This is a genomic window from Paenibacillus sp. FSL H8-0079 (assembly GCF_037991315.1).
GTDB lineage: Bacteria > Bacillota > Bacilli > Paenibacillales > Paenibacillaceae > Paenibacillus.
Window position 1 is genome coordinate 2,888,463 of the sequence record NZ_CP150300.1, and the last position, 17,280, is coordinate 2,905,742.

Here is a 17,280-nt window from a genome sequence, read left to right on the forward strand (position 1 = left end):
AGTGGAGTATGAATCACAGTTTAAGTGTAAGTATAGACGTCTATTGCCTGGTTGGGGCGAAGACGTCTTTTTGCTTTCCATCATGCAACCTTACAACATTGTCATGTGGATGAAAGGTTAAACCATAGGAGAAAGGCCGAAACTTCGATAGACTGTAGTCAGAAGATCACAGGAAAGGCCATCCGCAATACGCATGCAAACAGCATGAATGTAATTTAAATTTTGAATTCATACATCACTAAGGAGTTGTAACCATGGAGATTTGTTCTGTGAAACAGATCAGTAAAATCTACAAAGGCGTCGTATCTTATGAAGCGTTATCAGGTATTGATCTCAGTATTCAGGAAGGTGAGTTTGTTGGCATCATGGGACCATCGGGCAGTGGTAAAACAACCCTACTGAACATGATCTCAACCATTGATCATCCAACATCAGGCGAACTGCGGATTGCAGGGAAGAATCCGTTTGAATTGAATCAGGACGAACTCGCGCTATTCCGGCGCAAAGAGCTTGGATTCGTTTTTCAATCGTTCAATCTGTTAAATACACTGACAGTCAAGGAAAACATTGTACTGCCACTGACTCTTGACGGCGTTTCGCTAGCAGTGATGAACACACGTGTTGAACAACTGGCAAGCAAGCTGGGGATCGAGAGTATTCTGAACAAGCGGACATATGAGATATCAGGAGGACAAGCACAGCGTACGGCCATTGCCAGAGCCCTGATCCATTCGCCCAAGCTGATTCTGGCCGATGAGCCAACAGGTAATCTGGATTCGAAGGCGGCCAGAGATGTGATGGAGATTCTTGAAACACGCAATCAGGAGGATCAAGCTACAATGCTGTTGGTCACCCATGATGCAGTTGCAGCGAGTTATTGCAGTCGGGTCGTCTTTATCAAGGATGGCAAATTGTATAATGAAATTCACTACGGCGATAATCGCGCAGCCTTTTATCAGAAGATTATTAATGTATTATCCCTAATGGGAGGGTCAGGACATGAATTTTCGCCAGTTCGCCATTAATAACGTTGTTCGCAACAAACGAATTTATCTGGCTCATTTTCTGAGCAGTACATTTTCCGTTATGATCTTTTTCATCTACGCACTGCTCCTGTTCCATCCCGATCTGAAAGAAGGGTTAAAGGGATCAAGTGGTACGGTTACGTTGCTTGCCAACCAGGGGTTTATGATTGCAGAGGTCATTATATTCATCTTTTCATTCCTGTTCCTGCTCTACTCTGTTGGTTCATTTCTGAAGACACGCAAGAAGGAATTTGGTATATTCCTGATCATTGGCATGACACGTAAACAAATGAACCGGCTCTTGTTTATGGAGAACATGTGTATCGGATTAGCTTCAATTATTACCGGTATTGGACTCGGGCTTATTTTCGGCAAATTGATTCTGCTCATCTGCGGCTCCATGCTGGCTGTCGAGAACAGTCTTGGATTCTATTTTCCGCTGAAAGGCATTGCCCTGACGGCTGGTGCATTTCTACTGCTGTTCATTATCATTGCGATGTCCTCATCCTTGCTCATACGGAAAGGTTCGCTTATTGACCTTGTGAAATCAGAGGAAAAACCGAAACCGGAACCCAAAGCATCGCGTCTGCTCGCATTGCTATCCGTATTGTTCATTGGCGGAGGGTATGCAGGGGTATTCACTTTTGTATGGGTAAGCTTCTCGTTTCCGTTATTACTCGCAAGTGTCGTGGTTGTTATTGCAGGTACGTACTTTCTGTTCACGCAGCTCAGTGTATACATCATTCGGGCACTGAAGAGAAATCCAAGATTGTTTTTCCGCAAAACCAATCTGCTCTTCTTATCGGAACTTACGTATCGAATGAAAGATAACGCGATTATGTTTTTCATGGTAAGCATCATCTCGGCATCTTCATTTACGGGAATTGGCACCATGCTCGCGATTGCTGACCCGGGGTTATCGTCCATGTCGAATCCGTACGCATTCAGTTATATGAATTCATGGGATACTCCCCAGTCAGAGCGACATATTCGGCAGATTGAAGAAACGTTGATTGATAATCAAGTTCCCTACGTGAAGGGCAGTTATGCTCCTATAGGTGAAAATAATAATGGGAAGATTATCAAACTGAGTGATTATAACCGTCTTGCGAAGGCACTGGGGTATGAAGAACGTACGTTGAAACAGATCGATGAGTCATTTATGACACCAAGCAATTTGGCGATTCGCAAGGCGTACCGTGAACAGGTTGAACAAGGAGTCTCGGGAGGAAAGGTCAATCTGGAGGTTGATAATCAGCGCGTACCTGTCCAGCTATCGACACCTGGTACCGATATTGTGATTCCTTTTCAATATGAAATTTATCTCTACGTCGTAACCGACGAACTGTTTAATAAGATGAGACCTGCGTACAACGAGGAAGTTGGCATGCCTGAAGGTTTCTATTCGAGTCAAACGATACAATTTATCGTGAAAGATTGGATGGGTACACGCAGCTTCGCTCCTGAATTGATCAAATCCATTCAAGATGATCATTCCGACAAAGGTTATTACGAGGTCAGCGCGCTTGTGGTGGATTGGCTTAATTCCAAGCAGACCAATGGCATCATTCTAATTTTGAGCGGCCTAATCGGCATTGTTTTCTTCACCTTTGCAGCAAGTTTCACGTATTTCAGACTCTACGCAGATCTAGAACGGGATGAAGCACAGTATCGCATGATTGGCAAAATGGGACTGAGTCGTCCCGAACTCCGTAAGATCGTAACAAGGCAGCTATTGCTTATGTTCTTCCTGCCACTCTTGGTGGCGCTCATCCATAGTTCGGTTGCCTTTATAGCGTTACAGCAACTAGTTGATTTCTCGGTCTTCGGATACAGCCTGCGTATTTTCTTGGTGTTTGCTTCCATGCAGATTCTGTATTTTGCACTTGTGCGCTGGCGATATCTGCGTCACATGTATTCCAAATTAGTCTAAAATAGCATGGCCCAACAGACACCGGACTTATGGCTCGGTGTCTGTTGACTTTTCTATCCCAGGCACAGTACTATTTCATTAGATACAGAATGTATCATTACATAGTTTTATTAAGTAGTTGAAGAGATGGATTACAGAAAATAGCAGGCTGACGCCTGAGCGGGAGGACATATATGAGCATCACGATGTCTCGTGGACGAGCTTACATTCAACGTTTGAATGATGAGCGGAATGTATGGCTGGACGGAGAACGTATCCAGGTAACTGGGCATCAGGCCTTTCAGGGAACACTTCAAACGATCGAGAGTTTGTTCAATCTGGTGGATGATCCGGAGACAAGAGAGACTGTGGCCTATTGGGACGAACAGACGGGAAGTTACGTGCACCGATCCTTTCTTGTGCCTCGCTCACTTTCTGACGTGAACAGCAGGGCAGATGCTTTTCGTCTTTGGGCCGATCGGACGTATGGAGTGATGAGCCGATTGTCTGATTATGCTCGATCCCGCCTCACGGGCTGGTATGCAACACGACATGAGATGACAGCACATGATCCTGCATTTGCAGGTAAAATATCTGCCTATTTTGAACAAGCCAAACGAAAAGATGCTTTCCTGACGATTGTCCAGCGCGACCCGCAGATTAATCGTTCCTTGCCTGTCGGGGAAGATGAGGATGCCATGCTGCGGATTGTCAGAAGCAATACGGAGGGCGTGGTCATTCGCGGGGCTAAAATGGTGGCAACAGCAGCGCCTTATGCGGATGATATCATTGCGTATCCCGTTCAACGAATTCCAGGCCATCGGCCAGAGCTGGCCCATATGGTAATTGTAGCCGCGGACAGTCCGGGTTTGCACATGATATGCCGGGAATCTTTTGCCGCAAAAGATTCGGATCACTCACATCCGCTGAGTGCGAAGTACGATGAGATGGATGCTGTTTTATTTTTTGACGATGTATTCGTGCCCTGGGAACGTGTATTACTGCATAATAACCCTGAAGCCGTATGGCAGATTCGCTGCAATACAGCCTCGGTTAGTCTGGCCTATCATCAGAGCGTTATTCGATTGCACTCGAAATTGGAGTTCATCACAGCCGTGACCTCAGCCATTGCCAAGGAGATCGGGGTGGACTCCTTCCTGAATGTGCAGGAACAGCTCGGAGAGCTGATCAGTCAGATGCAGACCATCGAGGGACTGATCATTGCTGCTGAAGCACAATCCAAGCCGGATACATTCGGCAACTGGCTGCCCGAATTCAAATATATTGAAACCGCCCGTAATCTGGGCAATCGCTATTACCCCCGCGCGGTGGAGATTTTGAAGACGATTGCTGCGGGTGGTCTGATTCAGATTCCTTCAGGTGCGTTTGAGATGAATGAAATGATGGGCTCCATGATGGGCAAATACCTTGGTGGAGTAACGATGCAAGCCCCGGAGAAGATTCGTCTCTTTCAACTGGCATGGGAGCTGACCGGAAGTCCACTCGGAGCAAGGCATGACCTGTATGAACGCTTCTACGCGGGTGATCCGGTGCGCAACCGGGCGAGCCAATATGTGCAGTATGACAAGGAACGTTTATCGGCGAAAGTTGAACCGTGGCTTCGTTCGGTTAAGGACTGATCTGATGATCTAATACAAATGGTCCGAATGAAGATTGAAAAGCCTGAATGAAGAACGAAAAGCTTGAATGTAGGCTGAAAACAGCCCTTTTTTAGTTAATGCCTTGGCATGAGCCAGGGCTCTATTTCTATTTATTTAGATTATCTTTAGAAATGATTTAGGTTGAATTAAGAGACGTAGTATATAGTAATAATGTAGAGATAGGCATAGAGTATAGGAAATGAGAGGAATAACATGAGATACACCGTATTAATTGCAGATGACGAACCAGAGATTGTGGAACTGCTTCAGCTCTATCTGGAGAAGGACTATAGCATTAAGACTGCAGTGAATGGAGCCGAGGCGCTGCAAACCATACGTTCAACACAGATTGATCTGGTCATACTGGACATCATGATGCCTGTAATGGACGGATTGCAGTTGATCAAACAGATTCGGGCTACACATCACATGCCTGTTCTGTTCTTATCCGCCAAAAGTCAGGATCACGATAAAATCCTGGGACTCGGACTCGGTGCAGATGATTATATAGCGAAGCCATTCAACCCGCTTGAGATTGTCGCCAGGGTAGAGGCGTTGCTCAGAAGGGTCAATCATTTTGATGCAGCTGAGGTTCCCGTAGCTAAAGAACAGAATCTGGTATTAGGCGATCTGACGCTAGATCGCTCCCAATGTATCCTTTTTCGTTCAGGAAGTCCTGTAACATTGACCTCTACAGAGTATAAAATTATGGAATTGTTGCTTGATCAACCTGGCCGAGTGTTCACCCGTAAAAAAATATACGAAGCGGTCTGGGGCGACTATTATGCGCACGAGGACAGCACCATCATGGTACATATCAGCAACATTCGGGAGAAGATCGAGCGTGACTCCAGACAACCGGAATATCTCAAAACGATAAGGGGACTGGGATACAAAATTGAAGCGCCCATGGAAAGCTAGAGAAAAGCGACTGTTGCAGACATCCCTGACACTGGATTTCTTGCTGTTCAACTTCTTTTTGCTGTTACTGGTACTGATCGTGTACCTTATGGTGTCTCTGGATGTCGTGGACTTCCGCATCTCGGACCAAGTGGTTGATCTGGATTTGAATGTCGAAGCCCATGTGTATGTGGCAGAGCTGGAGAACGAATTATACTCCGGTGGAGGTTCGGTGTCGAAAGACAAAGACACAGAGATTCAACGTCTCAAGGATAGCGGTGGCTGGATTGAGATTCTGGATGTGAATCGCACCGTCATTCATCATGTGGGAGACAAGCAAGATGCGTTCAACCAATACAGTGAAGCCGATCTGTATGCTGGATTGGAGAACCGAAGCGACCAGCCGTACTATTACTCCATCACTCCGTTTTCGACAGAAGGAGCAGCAGCCTATGTGTTGCTGAAGATCCCGCGTGATCTGGTCAGCGTAAGAATTAATGATAATCAGTTGATTACCAATCTGAAGCACCCGTTATCTTTTTACATTATGATTGGCATCGGTTTAGTGTTGTCATTGATCTTCGTATATAGCTATTGGGTCGCACGGAGAATCAAAAAGCCACTCAGTATTCTCTCCTCGGGTCTTACGCAGATGATTCAGGGAAATTATAGTACACGGATGTCAATCTCTGCTGAGAGAGAATTTGTCCAGATTGGTGAGACCTTTAACTACATGGCGGACGTCATTGAGAACACCTCTGCCGAGAAACGTTATGCGGAAGAGAGCAAACAGCGACTGATTGTAGACTTATCGCATGATCTGAAGACACCGATAACATCTATACAAGGATATGCGCAGGCATTGGTGGAAGGACGTGGGGAGGACAAGGACAGACAGCAAAGATATCTGGGCTATATCTACAACAAGTCCGTTCAAGTCGCACGCATGATACAAAATATGCTGGAGCTGCTCAAGGTGGATTCACCCGATTTCCGCATGCAGATTGAGAGAAGAGAAATTGGAGAATTCGTGCGCGAGATTATGGCAGATACTTATGGGGAGATTGAACAAAAACAGTTTGTCCTTCATGTACTTGTTCCTGATCAGGAGATCTACGCGAGGTATGATCCGGAGCTGCTATCCAGAGTCATTCAGAATCTGATTACCAATGCCCTGTCCTATAATCCGCTCGGAACAGAACTGCGTGTGGAACTCATTCCGTTGGATACTCATGTGGTGATTGAAGTGGCAGATACAGGAGTGGGCATACCCCAAGAACTGTGGTCAACGATCTTTGATCCGTTTGTACGAGGGGATGAGGCGAGGACAGCGACCGGAGGTACGGGACTTGGATTGTCCATCGCACGGCGTAATACGGAAAAAATGGGTGGACGGCTGATCCTTTCCCGCCGTGGGCGAGAGACCACCGTGTTTACCGTTCAGATTCCAAATTAAATAAGAGAAGAAATGTCCATGTGGAGGGGAATATTTTGTTCAAAGGAAATACGTTTGTCCGGTTCAGTATTGCACTGGCGCTGATATTGGTTAATATCTATTTATTATCACGTGTGAGCTTCATCTTTCAGCCGCTCGTCACCATGATTACGGTTATTACCGTGCCAATGATGTTGTCCGTGTTCTTTTATTATCTGCTAAGGCCGCTTGTGAATTATATGGAGAAAAAGAAAATAAATCGCACGTTAAGTATTTTGCTAATCTATCTGGTTATTGCTATTCTGGGTGTGTTCTTCATCATTGGGTTATGGCCATCGTTACGTGAGCAACTGATCAACCTGGTCGATAACGCACCAAGTCTAATTAATTCATTAAGTGAACAGCTGAGAGAGCTGGAGCAAAATGGTGCCATACAAGCCTTGTTCCCTGAGGGTTCAACACCTTTCTCTCAGATCACGGAGTATATCAACAAAGGATTTAACTTTGTGACCAACTATGTAAGTGGATTTTTCTCACTCGTGTCCAGTTTTGCGATCATCTTGTTTACACTACCGATCCTTTTGTTCTATATGCTGTTACAAGGTGAGAAATTCGGCCGTAAATTGGCACATATCGCTCCAAAACGTTTCCAAAATGACAGTCGTGAAGTCGTGCTTGAGATCGATCAGGCGCTGAGTGGTTTTATTGTAGGAAGAGTCTTGGTGAATCTGGCGCTGGGTGTACTGATGTATATCGGTTTCCTGATCATTGGACTGCCGTACGCATTACTGCTCACGGTAATCGCGGTCATCATGAACTTTGTTCCGTTTATCGGAGCGATTGTGTCGTCCGTGCCTATTGTGATCATGGGTCTCGTGGTATCGCCATCGGTTGCCATCTGGTCTCTGATTATTATTCTCGTCGCTCAGCAGATTCAGGACAACCTGGTTGCACCCTACGTATTTGGTAAAAAGCTCGATATTCACCCGCTAACGACGATTATTCTGGTCTTGGGTGCAGGGGACCTCGGTGGAATTATTGCCATCCTGATTATTATCCCGGTCTATATGATTGTTAAAATTCTTTTGGTTCGAATCTATAACATGTTCTTCAAGGACAAATGGCAGAATGCATAGAATCTAAATTATTCGAAGGAGTGGAGCACATGTCTGAAATTATTGAAAAACAATACAATGAACCTGAATATATCGCACCTCAATCTGTTCAAATGGGTACCATTCACATCTCGAACGATGTGTTGTCCAAGATCGTGGGGATGGCCGCTCAATCAACGGCTGGCGTATCCTCCATGTCCGTTGGACTGACTGAAGGGATTGCCAAGAGCATCAGCGGCAAAAGTCTGCAAAAAGGGATTGATGTGCACGTCAAAGACGATCAGGCCACCATCCAGCTGCGTATCAACATTCAGTATGGTAACAAGATGCACGAGGTCTGCCGTGAACTTCAACATAATGTTCAACAGGCTGTAGAGCAATTGGCAGGTGTTATGGTGAATGAAATTAAAGTACAAGTCGTTGGTGTATCCATGCCGGAAACGGTATAAACGAATCTATGGAATAACGATTATAGATAAACGATTGGCAAAAACAGCACCTTCCCAATTAACAACTTAACTGGGAGGGTGCTGTTTTATGTTTGCGGTAGTAGGTGGGAGCTTCGCCCATCACTTTTTTGAACATTTTGGAGAAAAGCAATTGATCCGTATAGCCCACAGAACGGGCAATATCACCAATGGTAAGACCCGGATCAAGCGTCAGTTCAGCTGCCCTGCGCATCCGGTAATGAACCAGATACGACTGAATACTGCTTCCCATCTGGTCCTTGAAGAGAGAGCACAGGTAGCTGCGCTGCAACCCGACATGGGCTGCGATGGATTGCACGGTAATGGCATTGGCATAGTTCATTTCAATGAAGTCCATCACTTGCGTCACATACGTTTCCTTCGAATAATCCGGCATGGGTTGAAGGTGCTCTGAATTGGCCTGATCAATTAAAATGGAGAAGAACTGATACAGCAAACCAGTCATGCTAATCTCCCAGCCTTTGTGGGTATTGCGGGAATTGACCATTCGATGCAGACAAGATCGCATCTCGTCATCCTCATTGCCCAGCTCAAAGATCGGATGATGCTCCGACAGACAGGCTTGCTGTAAAAAAGATGAACTATTGCTGCCTTGAAAAGCAACCCAGCTGTATTCCCAAGGATCATCCTGATCTGCTTCGTAATGAACAACAGAATGCGGAACGATTAGAAAACCTTGACCTTTGTGCAGGGTATACGTTTTGCCACCGACTTCGAAGGTGCCTTTGCCATTCAAAATATAATGGATTTTGTAATAGTCTCTCATGGCGGGGCCAAAGTGGTGACCTGGTGTACAGGCTTCCGTGCCATAATGAAGGAGCTGAAGCTCCTGAAAATGATTGTTCTTGAACATATACGTAATCAAGGGTATTCACTCCTGTACGATTTCGTCTCATCTTGCATTTTAACATATTATTTAGTGTGAAAGATGAATGATTTAAGATTAGTTTATATAGATAACAATCATTTTTCCATATGTTCAAAGTGAAATGCCATATCGTTTTGCCAGAAAAATGTCTAAGATGAAAAGGAATTCAACAAACCTTACAGGAAAGTGAGAATAACGATGCCCTATACTGCGAGTGAACAACGATATGATGAGATGAAATATGTACGTTCCGGTAAATCTGGAATCAGACTGCCGCAAATTGCGCTGGGTTTATGGCAGAACTTTGGTGGCAACCGTACTTTGGATATTCAGGAAGAGATGATTTTACGTGCCTTCGACCTCGGAATTAACCATTTCGATCTGGCGAATAACTATGGTCCACCTCCAGGATCAGCGGAAGAGAACTTTGGTGTGATTTACAAGAAACATCTGCGTCCTTACCGGGATGAGCTGCTCATCTCGTCCAAGGCAGGCTACCATATGTGGAGTGGGCCTTACGGCGAGTGGGGCTCCCGCAAAAACCTGATTGCCAGTCTGGATCAAAGTCTTGGTCGGATGGGGCTGGACTATATAGACATTTTCTATCATCACCGTCCAGATCCGGACACACCATTGGAAGAAACGATGACGGCGCTGGATCATATCGTGCGCCAAGGTAAAGCACTGTATGTGGGCTTGTCCAATTACAATGCAGAACAGACGCAAGAAGCGGTAACCATTCTCCGTCGTCTGGGTACGCCATGTCTGGTTCATCAGCCAAACTACTCAATGCTGAATCGCTGGATAGAAGACGGTTTGCAGGACGTACTGGATGAGCAGGGCGTCGGTTCCATAGCGTTCTGTCCACTCGGCCGCGGTCAGTTAACGAATAAATATGTCGACAAGATCAAGGAAGAACGCGCCAATCCAACAGGCAATTTGAAAAAAGAAGCTTACACGGACGAACGGATTGCCAAGTTCGATGCACTTCAGGCAGTTGCCGAGCGAAGAGGACAGACGATCTCTCAACTGGCTCTGAACTGGATCTTGCGTGGTAACCGTGTAACCTCCGCACTGATTGGTGCAAGCCGGGTGTCCCAGATCGAAGAAAACGTAGCTGCGCTCAACGCACCGGATCTGACAACGGAAGAACTCAATGAAATTGAGAGCATTTTGGACGGCATGGGTAATTATCCGTGGTAACAGAAAGATTATAGTTAGGTTTAAACTTTCATGAAATAAGGTTCAAATAAATAAAATGGTGCCTCCCAGATGTCCGGGTTGGTGCCGTTTTTTTATATGTCATTTTCTTTATAGGAAAAGATCTATTATAATAGTTAACATTAATTGACCTATGTTTATTTTTTTCAGAATGAACCTAGTTCATAGCACCTGGTCCTAGGATTTAGGGTATAATATATAGAAGATTTACATTTGAACTATGAAGGAGAGGCTCCATTTGAACTTTGAACAGTGGATTTCGCCTGAAAGCTATAACCTGACATCCGAGATGGAGAATCATCCATCAGACCGGATTGCACTTAGATGGCTCAGCGATCATCGAGAATTGGAAGAGATCACGTATGGTGATCTGTTCAAGCAGGCGAATCGTCTTGCTGGGGGTTTGCGTAAACTTGGACTAGAGAAGGGTGATCGGGTGTTGGTCATGGTACCACGCCGTATAATTGCCTATGTTATTTACATTGCTTGTCTGAAACTGGGGATTGCTGTGATTCCTTCTTCCGAGATGTTACGGGCAAAAGATCTGGAATACCGTCTGCGTCACTCTGAGGCGCGGGCTGTTATTGTATGGTCCGAGACGACCTCGGAAGTGGAAAAGATGGACGCCGATCTGCCATCACTGGCACATCGCATCGTAGCATCACCGAATGGTGAAGTTGGCGTACCTGCTGAAGGTTGGGTTAATGTGCACGAGTTAATGCAAAATCAACCTGACGAGATGGCTGCGGTGGAGACTCATCGGGATGATACGGCTATCCTTGCTTATACTTCGGGCACAACAGGTAATCCCAAAGGAGTTGTACATAGCCACGGTTGGGGATATGCCCACCTGCGAATCGCTTCTTCGTTATGGTTGGATATTCAACCTTCAGATACCGTATGGGCAACAGCTGCACCTGGTTGGCAAAAATGGATCTGGAGCCCGTTCTTGTCGGTACTCGGAAGAGGCGCGACAGGACTGGTCTACAATGGATCATTCCAGCCCAAGCGTTACCTGGAACTGATGCAGGAACATCAAATTAATGTCCTTTGCTGTACACCAACGGAATATCGGTTGATGGCCAAAGCGGATGATCTTGGACATTATGACCTGTCCCATCTGCGCAGTGCCGTGTCAGCGGGTGAACCGCTCAATCAGGAAGTCATTGAAATCTTCCAGCGTCACTTCGACCTGACCATTCGAGACGGATATGGACAGACCGAGAGCACATTGTTAATCGGCAGTCTCAAAGACGCGCCGGTACGCATTGGCTCCATGGGTCAGTCGATTACACCTGGGTTGATTGAAATCATTGACGAAGACGGACAACCTGTTCCTGCCGGTGAAGTAGGAGATATCGCGGTGCACAAAGAGATGCCAGCTTTGTTCCGGTCCTATTATCAGGATGAGGGACGGAAGGAAGCGAGTCAGCGTGGCGATTATTTTGTAACAGGAGACCGTGCACGTAAAGACGAAGAAGGATACTTCTGGTTTGAAGGACGCAGTGACGACATCATTATCAGTTCGGGCTACACGATTGGACCATTCGAGGTGGAAGAAGCACTCATGAAACACGCCAGCGTAAAGGAATGCGCCGTGGTTGCGAGTCCGGACGAGATCCGTGGAAATATTGTCAAAGCATTTGTCGTGCTGAGAGACGATTCACTGGCTTCACCGGAATTAATGCGTGAATTGCAACACCACGTCAAGGAAATCACAGCACCTTATAAATATCCACGTAAGATCGAATTTGTTACGGATCTGCCGAAGACAAACTCAGGCAAAATCCGCCGGATCGAGTTACGTGAACAAGAAAAACGAAATAGTTAGAATTGAGCCTGCGTAGTGAAAGAGAAGGAATCGATTCTGAAGAAGCGATAGCGTTCGTACAATATATGAAACAGGAGTGAACACAATCATGAGTCAATTTGAACAAACCTTTGAAAAGTCATTGGAACAATACGCAGAACTGGTTGTCAAAGTCGGCGTGAATATTCAAAAAGGACAGGATCTGCTCGTAACCGCTCCTATCGAAACGCTTGAATTCACACGTTTGATTGTGCAAAAAGCCTATGCGGCTGGTGCCAATTATGTACAAGTGGACTTCGATGACGACAACATTACCCGCAGTCGTTTTGAGCATGGCTCCAATGACAGCTTCGACTACTATCCAGCCTGGAAAGCGGACATGATGGAGAAGTTTGCAGAAGCAGGCGGCGCTACCCTGACGATCAAAGTTCCAGATCCTGAACTGTATAACGGTATTGACTCCGACAACGTATCCCGGGCTACCAAGGCGGCTGCACATGCACGTCGCGGATATGCCAAATACACACGTAACCATGAAATTAGCTGGTGTCTGATCAAGGCACCGACCAAGGCTTGGGCGAACAAAGTGTTTGCCGACATCAAGGAAGAAGACCGAATCAACGTAATGTGGGAAACGATCTTCAAAATGAACCGTGTCGATGGCGGAGACGCCGTACAAAATTGGAGAGAGCATCTGGAAACCTTGAATAACATGAGTGATCTCCTGAACAAGAAGAACTATAAGAGCTTACATTACCGTGCACCAGGTACAGACCTGAAAATTGAACTGGTCCATAATCATATCTGGGGCGGTGGTGGCGGCGAAAATAAACAAGGTGTATACACGGTTGCTAATATGCCGACTGAAGAAGTATTCACCATGCCGAAGCGCAGCGGAGTGAATGGATATGTTAGCAGCACCATGCCTTTGAACCTGAACGGGCAACTGGTAGATCAGATGAGAATCACATTCAAGGATGGACAGGTTGTAGCGTTTACGGCAGCATCCGGTGAAGAGCATCTGAAGAACCTGTTTGCTACCGATGAAGGAGCACGTTATCTGGGTGAAGTAGCACTTGTACCTAATGATTCCCCAATCTCCAACCTGAATCGTATTTTCTACAATACGGGTATTGACGAGAATGCATCCTGCCATTTGGCTGTGGGCAGCGCTTATCCATTCAATATGAAAGATGGTACAACCATGTCCAACGAAGAGTTGCTCAAGCATGAGTGCAATGTGAGTTTGACTCACGTCGATTTCATGATCGGTTCCGCAGAGCTGGATATCGATGGTGAGTTACAGGATGGTACAATCGAGCCGGTATTCCGTAAAGGCAACTGGGCATTTTAATTTCTAATCTGGCTAGTAATAGTATTTAACGAGAAAGTGACTTCAACCTGAAGTCACTTTTTTCGTTTCGTTGTAACATGAGTTACACAGGTCTTACAGGCTTAATAATGATTCCCTACGATGAAACTCGTAGAATAGGAATAATATGTTGGAAAACTGTTCCAAGAGAAGAAAACGAGAGGGGGAAGATTACGGGTATGGATATCACCTATGCTTTCACGGATGAACGTTTCAGGCAAGTTGTGTTGGATCGTTTTTGTGATCAGCGGGGGTTCATTCAGGAAAGTGACGTTCATGAGGTTGAGATATTACAACTTTCCAATCACAATATTAGCAATCTTGATGGAGTCGAGTATTTCAGGGATCTTCAAGAGTTGGATTGTGCCTGTAATCAATTGACCGGTCTGGATCTCACTCAGAATCACGAGCTGAGGACGCTACGTTGCAGAGAGAATCAACTTCTTACGCTAGACCTAAGTTCCAATTCGGAATTGCAGGTACTTGATTGCAGCTTTAATCGACTTCGCAAATTGGATCTTTCTCATAATTCCAAGCTTGTAACGGTGGAGTGTCATTGGAATATGTTGTCGAAGCTTGCTTCGGAGCCCCTTGAGTGGTTAGAGGAACTCAGTTGCAGCTATAACGCTCTTTTCTCACTTGAACTTAAGCAAAATAAGCAACTGCAGCGACTCGATTGCGCCAACAATTACATGTTGGAACTTGATGTAACCCGTTGTCCCAATTTGCTTGAACTTCGTTGTAACCACAACCATATCAAACAGTTGGATCTTCGTTCGAATTTGGTTTTGGAGAGTGTCCGGTGTTTTAACAACCATATTAGCGAGCTGGATATTCGCCATAACGTGCAGCTACGAGAGCTGTACTGTTCCGAGAACAAGTTGGCCGAGTTGGATTATAGTCTTAATCCCAAACTGGAAAGATTGCAGTATGCCGACAATCTAATATTTAAATCCAATCATGAGGTTCCGGGTATGGGGGTCTTTCAGTATGATGGTTCGATGTCCAACTATCAGATGCGATTACTTGTTCAGGACAATGAGCTTGTAGTCACTGCACAGGTTTCAACGAAGACAGAGATGGAAACTTTATCCCCATACATGGCGGAGACTTGGAAACGGTGGGACATGCTTGGTGAGCAGGCGCTTAAAACCATTGCCGAGGCCCATCCGGACGAGGATATCAACGAACTGGTTTTGGCTGATGCAGAATTTCAGGAAGATCAATATTTCCGATTGGGTTATGATGCGGGGGATACACCGGCAGGCCGACTGTACATATATGCGGAGTTCGACGATGAATTTCAAATGTTGGATACGTTGATCTATGAAACGTATTAAAGCCACGAGATCGTGGCTTTTTTGCTGTGTTATTTTGTATGTTATTCAGCGTGCATTTTGTTGAAGCTAACATATTCGTTAATTGGTTTACGGTAACCGCGTGGACGCTGTTTGGCTTCCGACTTTTTGCCGATGGTGATCATCATAACAGGTACATAATGGTCGGGAATATCCAAACTCCGTTGCAGTTCTTCCGAGTCAAAACCAATCATTGGGCAGGTATCCCAACCACGATCCTGAGCGATCAACATCAATTGCATGGCAGACAGGCTGGCATTGCGAATCGCATCCTCACGTTGGAAGAATCTGCCGCGAGATTCGTAAAATTCAGTGACACTTTGGGATTCCTGCTCGTATTGGAACGGAGTGAGTGCACCCAGGTTCAGCAAGCCTTCGTTAATGGTGCGGATATGATGATGTGCGTTGACATCGCCCAGAACGACGATGACTGCAGAAGCTGTTTTTACTTTATATTGCTGGGAAGCTTCATAGACTTTCTCTATCTGTTCCTCGTCTTTAAGCACAAGATAGTGCGTATGCTGCAGGTTGAAGGCAGAAGGTGCAAATTTGTTCAGGGCAAACATCTCTTGTAGTTCCGAATCCGAAATTTCAATTCCTTCTTCAAAAATAACGGCCGATCTACGGTTTTTGACTAGATTCTCAAACTCACTCATGATGGTTTCCCTCGCTTATGTATGATTTATAAACTGACTATAACACACTTAGTTACTTTATGTAAGTATTATTTTAGAATAAGACAAGGTTTGCCTGCCATACGCTAAAATAAAACACTAGAGGTGATTCATGAGAACATTCATTACAAGGTATAAGGGAGGACATAACCCGCATGAATTTCGGGTATATGTGATCCAATCTTCGACGTTAAAACGTTTTGTAGTTATGGAGATTATTCTGGGCTCAATCGTGTACAATGTCGCACTGTATTTGTTCCATAATGCACTACTTGCTGGCGTAGGCTCCTGGGCTGGAACAGAAAGTCTGAAGAGACTGCCACTGGTCTTTAGAAGAATTGCGGGTATATGATGAGGTGTACAAAGAAAGATTGGAGCATAAGAGGGCCAGTTTCGGCCCCATCTTTTGCTTCAGCTATGCTTTAGTCACGCTTCTTTATCTGATCCGATAATTCGCTAAGCTTTGGGTCCCGAACTTACCTTATTTGGCACGTTCCAAATACTGCTCCAGCGTAAGTTTCTGGTTGGTAATCTCACCAGCAATATACACACCCACATAACGTACATGCCATGGCTCATAAGAGTAGCCGGTTAATTTCTCCTGATCTTTACCATAACGGATAATGAATCCGTACTTGTGGGCATTGGCTTTCAGCCATTTGCCTTCTTTGGTGTTGCCGAAGCTTTGCTGCAAATCATAACCGGCCGAAGCGCTGGAGATATCCATGGCTAGACCAGTCTGATGTTCGCTTTGTCCTGGACGAGCACTTGTTTTATTGGCAACAGCTTCACCTTTGATACTGGCATTACGGTCAAAAATCGATTTTTGGGTCGCATAAGAGCGATAGCCAGATACCGCTTTGATATCAATGCCGTCTTTTTTGGCAGCTGCAAATAATTTTTCAATCGCGGTTGCAGCCACTTTACGCATTTGTTTCTTCGGACTGGAACCTGAGAAGCTGAAAGGAATATTAGGTACGACCAAATCTTGAGGTGCATAAGTCGAAGGCAGATTTCTCTTTTTATTGACAAGCACAACCGTACTAGACACATTGGTCACCGTTGCCACATTTTTGATCGTTTTGATCGTACGACCAGGTGCATTATCATGCAGAAATTGAGTGAAGCTGGAGCTTGCTGCAGATGCAACGGGATTCAGGCTTGAAGTAATAGGTAGTGTAGTAAAAGCAGAACCTGCTACAACAGAGCCTACGAGAATTGTAGATATGATGGATTTACGAGTAAAAGATTTCATGATGTGTGTTCCTCCTCGGATTATATGAATCTATATACCGAGTATACTAGAGGATTATATCCATAGGTTCTCCAATTGTTTCCGAGTTGTAAACAAAGTTTGCTATATACGTTGAACCAAAGATATTTACACTGGACACTACGATGACAGAACAACCTTCCGATCGCTGTTATCCCCAGATTTTAC

General features: G+C 45.3%; 15 protein-coding genes. 12 read left to right on the forward strand and 3 right to left on the reverse strand.

Going from position 1 to position 17,280, the window contains the following annotated elements; translation table 11 throughout:
* Positions 1–254: 254 nt before the first annotated feature.
* The 7 genes from MHI06_RS13090 to MHI06_RS13120 all read left to right on the forward strand — a co-directional run bounded on the left by MHI06_RS13090 (position 255) and on the right by MHI06_RS13120 (position 8,497).
* Complete coding sequence (locus MHI06_RS13090) at positions 255–1,025, forward strand: ABC transporter ATP-binding protein (protein ID WP_340401751.1); 771 nt, start codon at positions 255–257, stop codon at positions 1,023–1,025.
* Entirely contained in the window at positions 1,000–2,958 is a 1,959-nt protein-coding gene (locus MHI06_RS13095) for an ABC transporter permease (protein WP_340401752.1), read from the forward strand. The genes MHI06_RS13090 and MHI06_RS13095 overlap by 26 nt, the downstream gene beginning before the upstream one ends.
* Before the next feature lie 173 nt (positions 2,959–3,131).
* Complete coding sequence (locus MHI06_RS13100; RefSeq protein WP_340401753.1) at positions 3,132–4,577, forward strand: 4-hydroxyphenylacetate 3-hydroxylase N-terminal domain-containing protein; 1,446 nt, start codon at positions 3,132–3,134, stop codon at positions 4,575–4,577.
* A gap of 234 nt (positions 4,578–4,811) precedes the next feature.
* The gene (locus MHI06_RS13105) at positions 4,812–5,519 is read left to right on the forward strand and encodes a response regulator transcription factor (RefSeq protein ID WP_169481743.1); all 708 of its coding nucleotides are present in this window, start codon (positions 4,812–4,814) and stop codon (positions 5,517–5,519) included.
* The gene (locus tag MHI06_RS13110) at positions 5,497–6,954 is read left to right on the forward strand and encodes a HAMP domain-containing sensor histidine kinase (RefSeq protein ID WP_340401754.1); all 1,458 of its coding nucleotides are present in this window, start codon (positions 5,497–5,499) and stop codon (positions 6,952–6,954) included. Before MHI06_RS13105 ends, MHI06_RS13110 begins: the two co-directional genes overlap by 23 nt.
* A gap of 35 nt (positions 6,955–6,989) precedes the next feature.
* Complete coding sequence (locus MHI06_RS13115; protein WP_340016901.1) at positions 6,990–8,069, forward strand: AI-2E family transporter; 1,080 nt, start codon at positions 6,990–6,992, stop codon at positions 8,067–8,069.
* Between the two features lie 29 nt (positions 8,070–8,098).
* Positions 8,099–8,497 (forward strand): Asp23/Gls24 family envelope stress response protein, encoded by a 399-nt coding sequence (locus tag MHI06_RS13120; protein ID WP_082762737.1) that lies wholly within the window; start codon positions 8,099–8,101, stop codon positions 8,495–8,497.
* 58 nt (positions 8,498–8,555) lie between these two features.
* Here the strand turns inward: MHI06_RS13120 and MHI06_RS13125 are convergent, their stop codons facing one another.
* Complete coding sequence (locus MHI06_RS13125; protein ID WP_340401755.1) at positions 8,556–9,401, reverse strand: AraC family transcriptional regulator; 846 nt, start codon at positions 9,399–9,401, stop codon at positions 8,556–8,558.
* Between the two features lie 201 nt (positions 9,402–9,602).
* Between MHI06_RS13125 and MHI06_RS13130 the strand changes: the two genes are divergently transcribed.
* The 4 genes from MHI06_RS13130 (at position 9,603) to MHI06_RS13145 (ending at position 15,147) form a co-directional block, all read left to right on the forward strand.
* Complete coding sequence (locus MHI06_RS13130) at positions 9,603–10,607, forward strand: aldo/keto reductase (RefSeq protein WP_340401756.1); 1,005 nt, start codon at positions 9,603–9,605, stop codon at positions 10,605–10,607.
* 307 nt (positions 10,608–10,914) lie between these two features.
* Positions 10,915–12,456 carry an acyl--CoA ligase gene (locus tag MHI06_RS13135; protein WP_340402107.1) on the forward strand — a complete coding sequence of 514 codons (1,542 nt, stop codon included), beginning with the start codon at positions 10,915–10,917 and terminating at the stop codon, positions 12,454–12,456.
* 88 nt (positions 12,457–12,544) lie between these two features.
* Positions 12,545–13,789, forward strand: coding sequence for an aminopeptidase (locus MHI06_RS13140; protein ID WP_340401757.1), 1,245 nt, complete (start codon positions 12,545–12,547; stop codon positions 13,787–13,789).
* Positions 13,790–13,986: 197 nt separating this feature from the next.
* Entirely contained in the window at positions 13,987–15,147 is a 1,161-nt protein-coding gene (locus MHI06_RS13145; protein WP_340401758.1) for a leucine-rich repeat domain-containing protein, read from the forward strand.
* Positions 15,148–15,188: 41 nt separating this feature from the next.
* Here the strand turns inward: MHI06_RS13145 and MHI06_RS13150 are convergent, their stop codons facing one another.
* A complete protein-coding gene (locus MHI06_RS13150) occupies positions 15,189–15,821 on the reverse strand; it encodes a nitroreductase family protein (protein ID WP_340401759.1) in 633 nt (210 codons plus the stop codon).
* Positions 15,822–15,951: 130 nt separating this feature from the next.
* Between MHI06_RS13150 and MHI06_RS13155 the strand changes: the two genes are divergently transcribed.
* Positions 15,952–16,191 carry a hypothetical protein gene (locus tag MHI06_RS13155; RefSeq protein WP_340401760.1) on the forward strand — a complete coding sequence of 80 codons (240 nt, stop codon included), beginning with the start codon at positions 15,952–15,954 and terminating at the stop codon, positions 16,189–16,191.
* Between the two features lie 129 nt (positions 16,192–16,320).
* On the opposite strand, the gene MHI06_RS13160 is transcribed toward MHI06_RS13155, so the two are convergent.
* Positions 16,321–17,094 carry a M15 family metallopeptidase gene (locus MHI06_RS13160; RefSeq protein WP_076330915.1) on the reverse strand — a complete coding sequence of 258 codons (774 nt, stop codon included), beginning with the start codon at positions 17,092–17,094 and terminating at the stop codon, positions 16,321–16,323.
* Positions 17,095–17,280 lie beyond the last annotated feature (186 nt).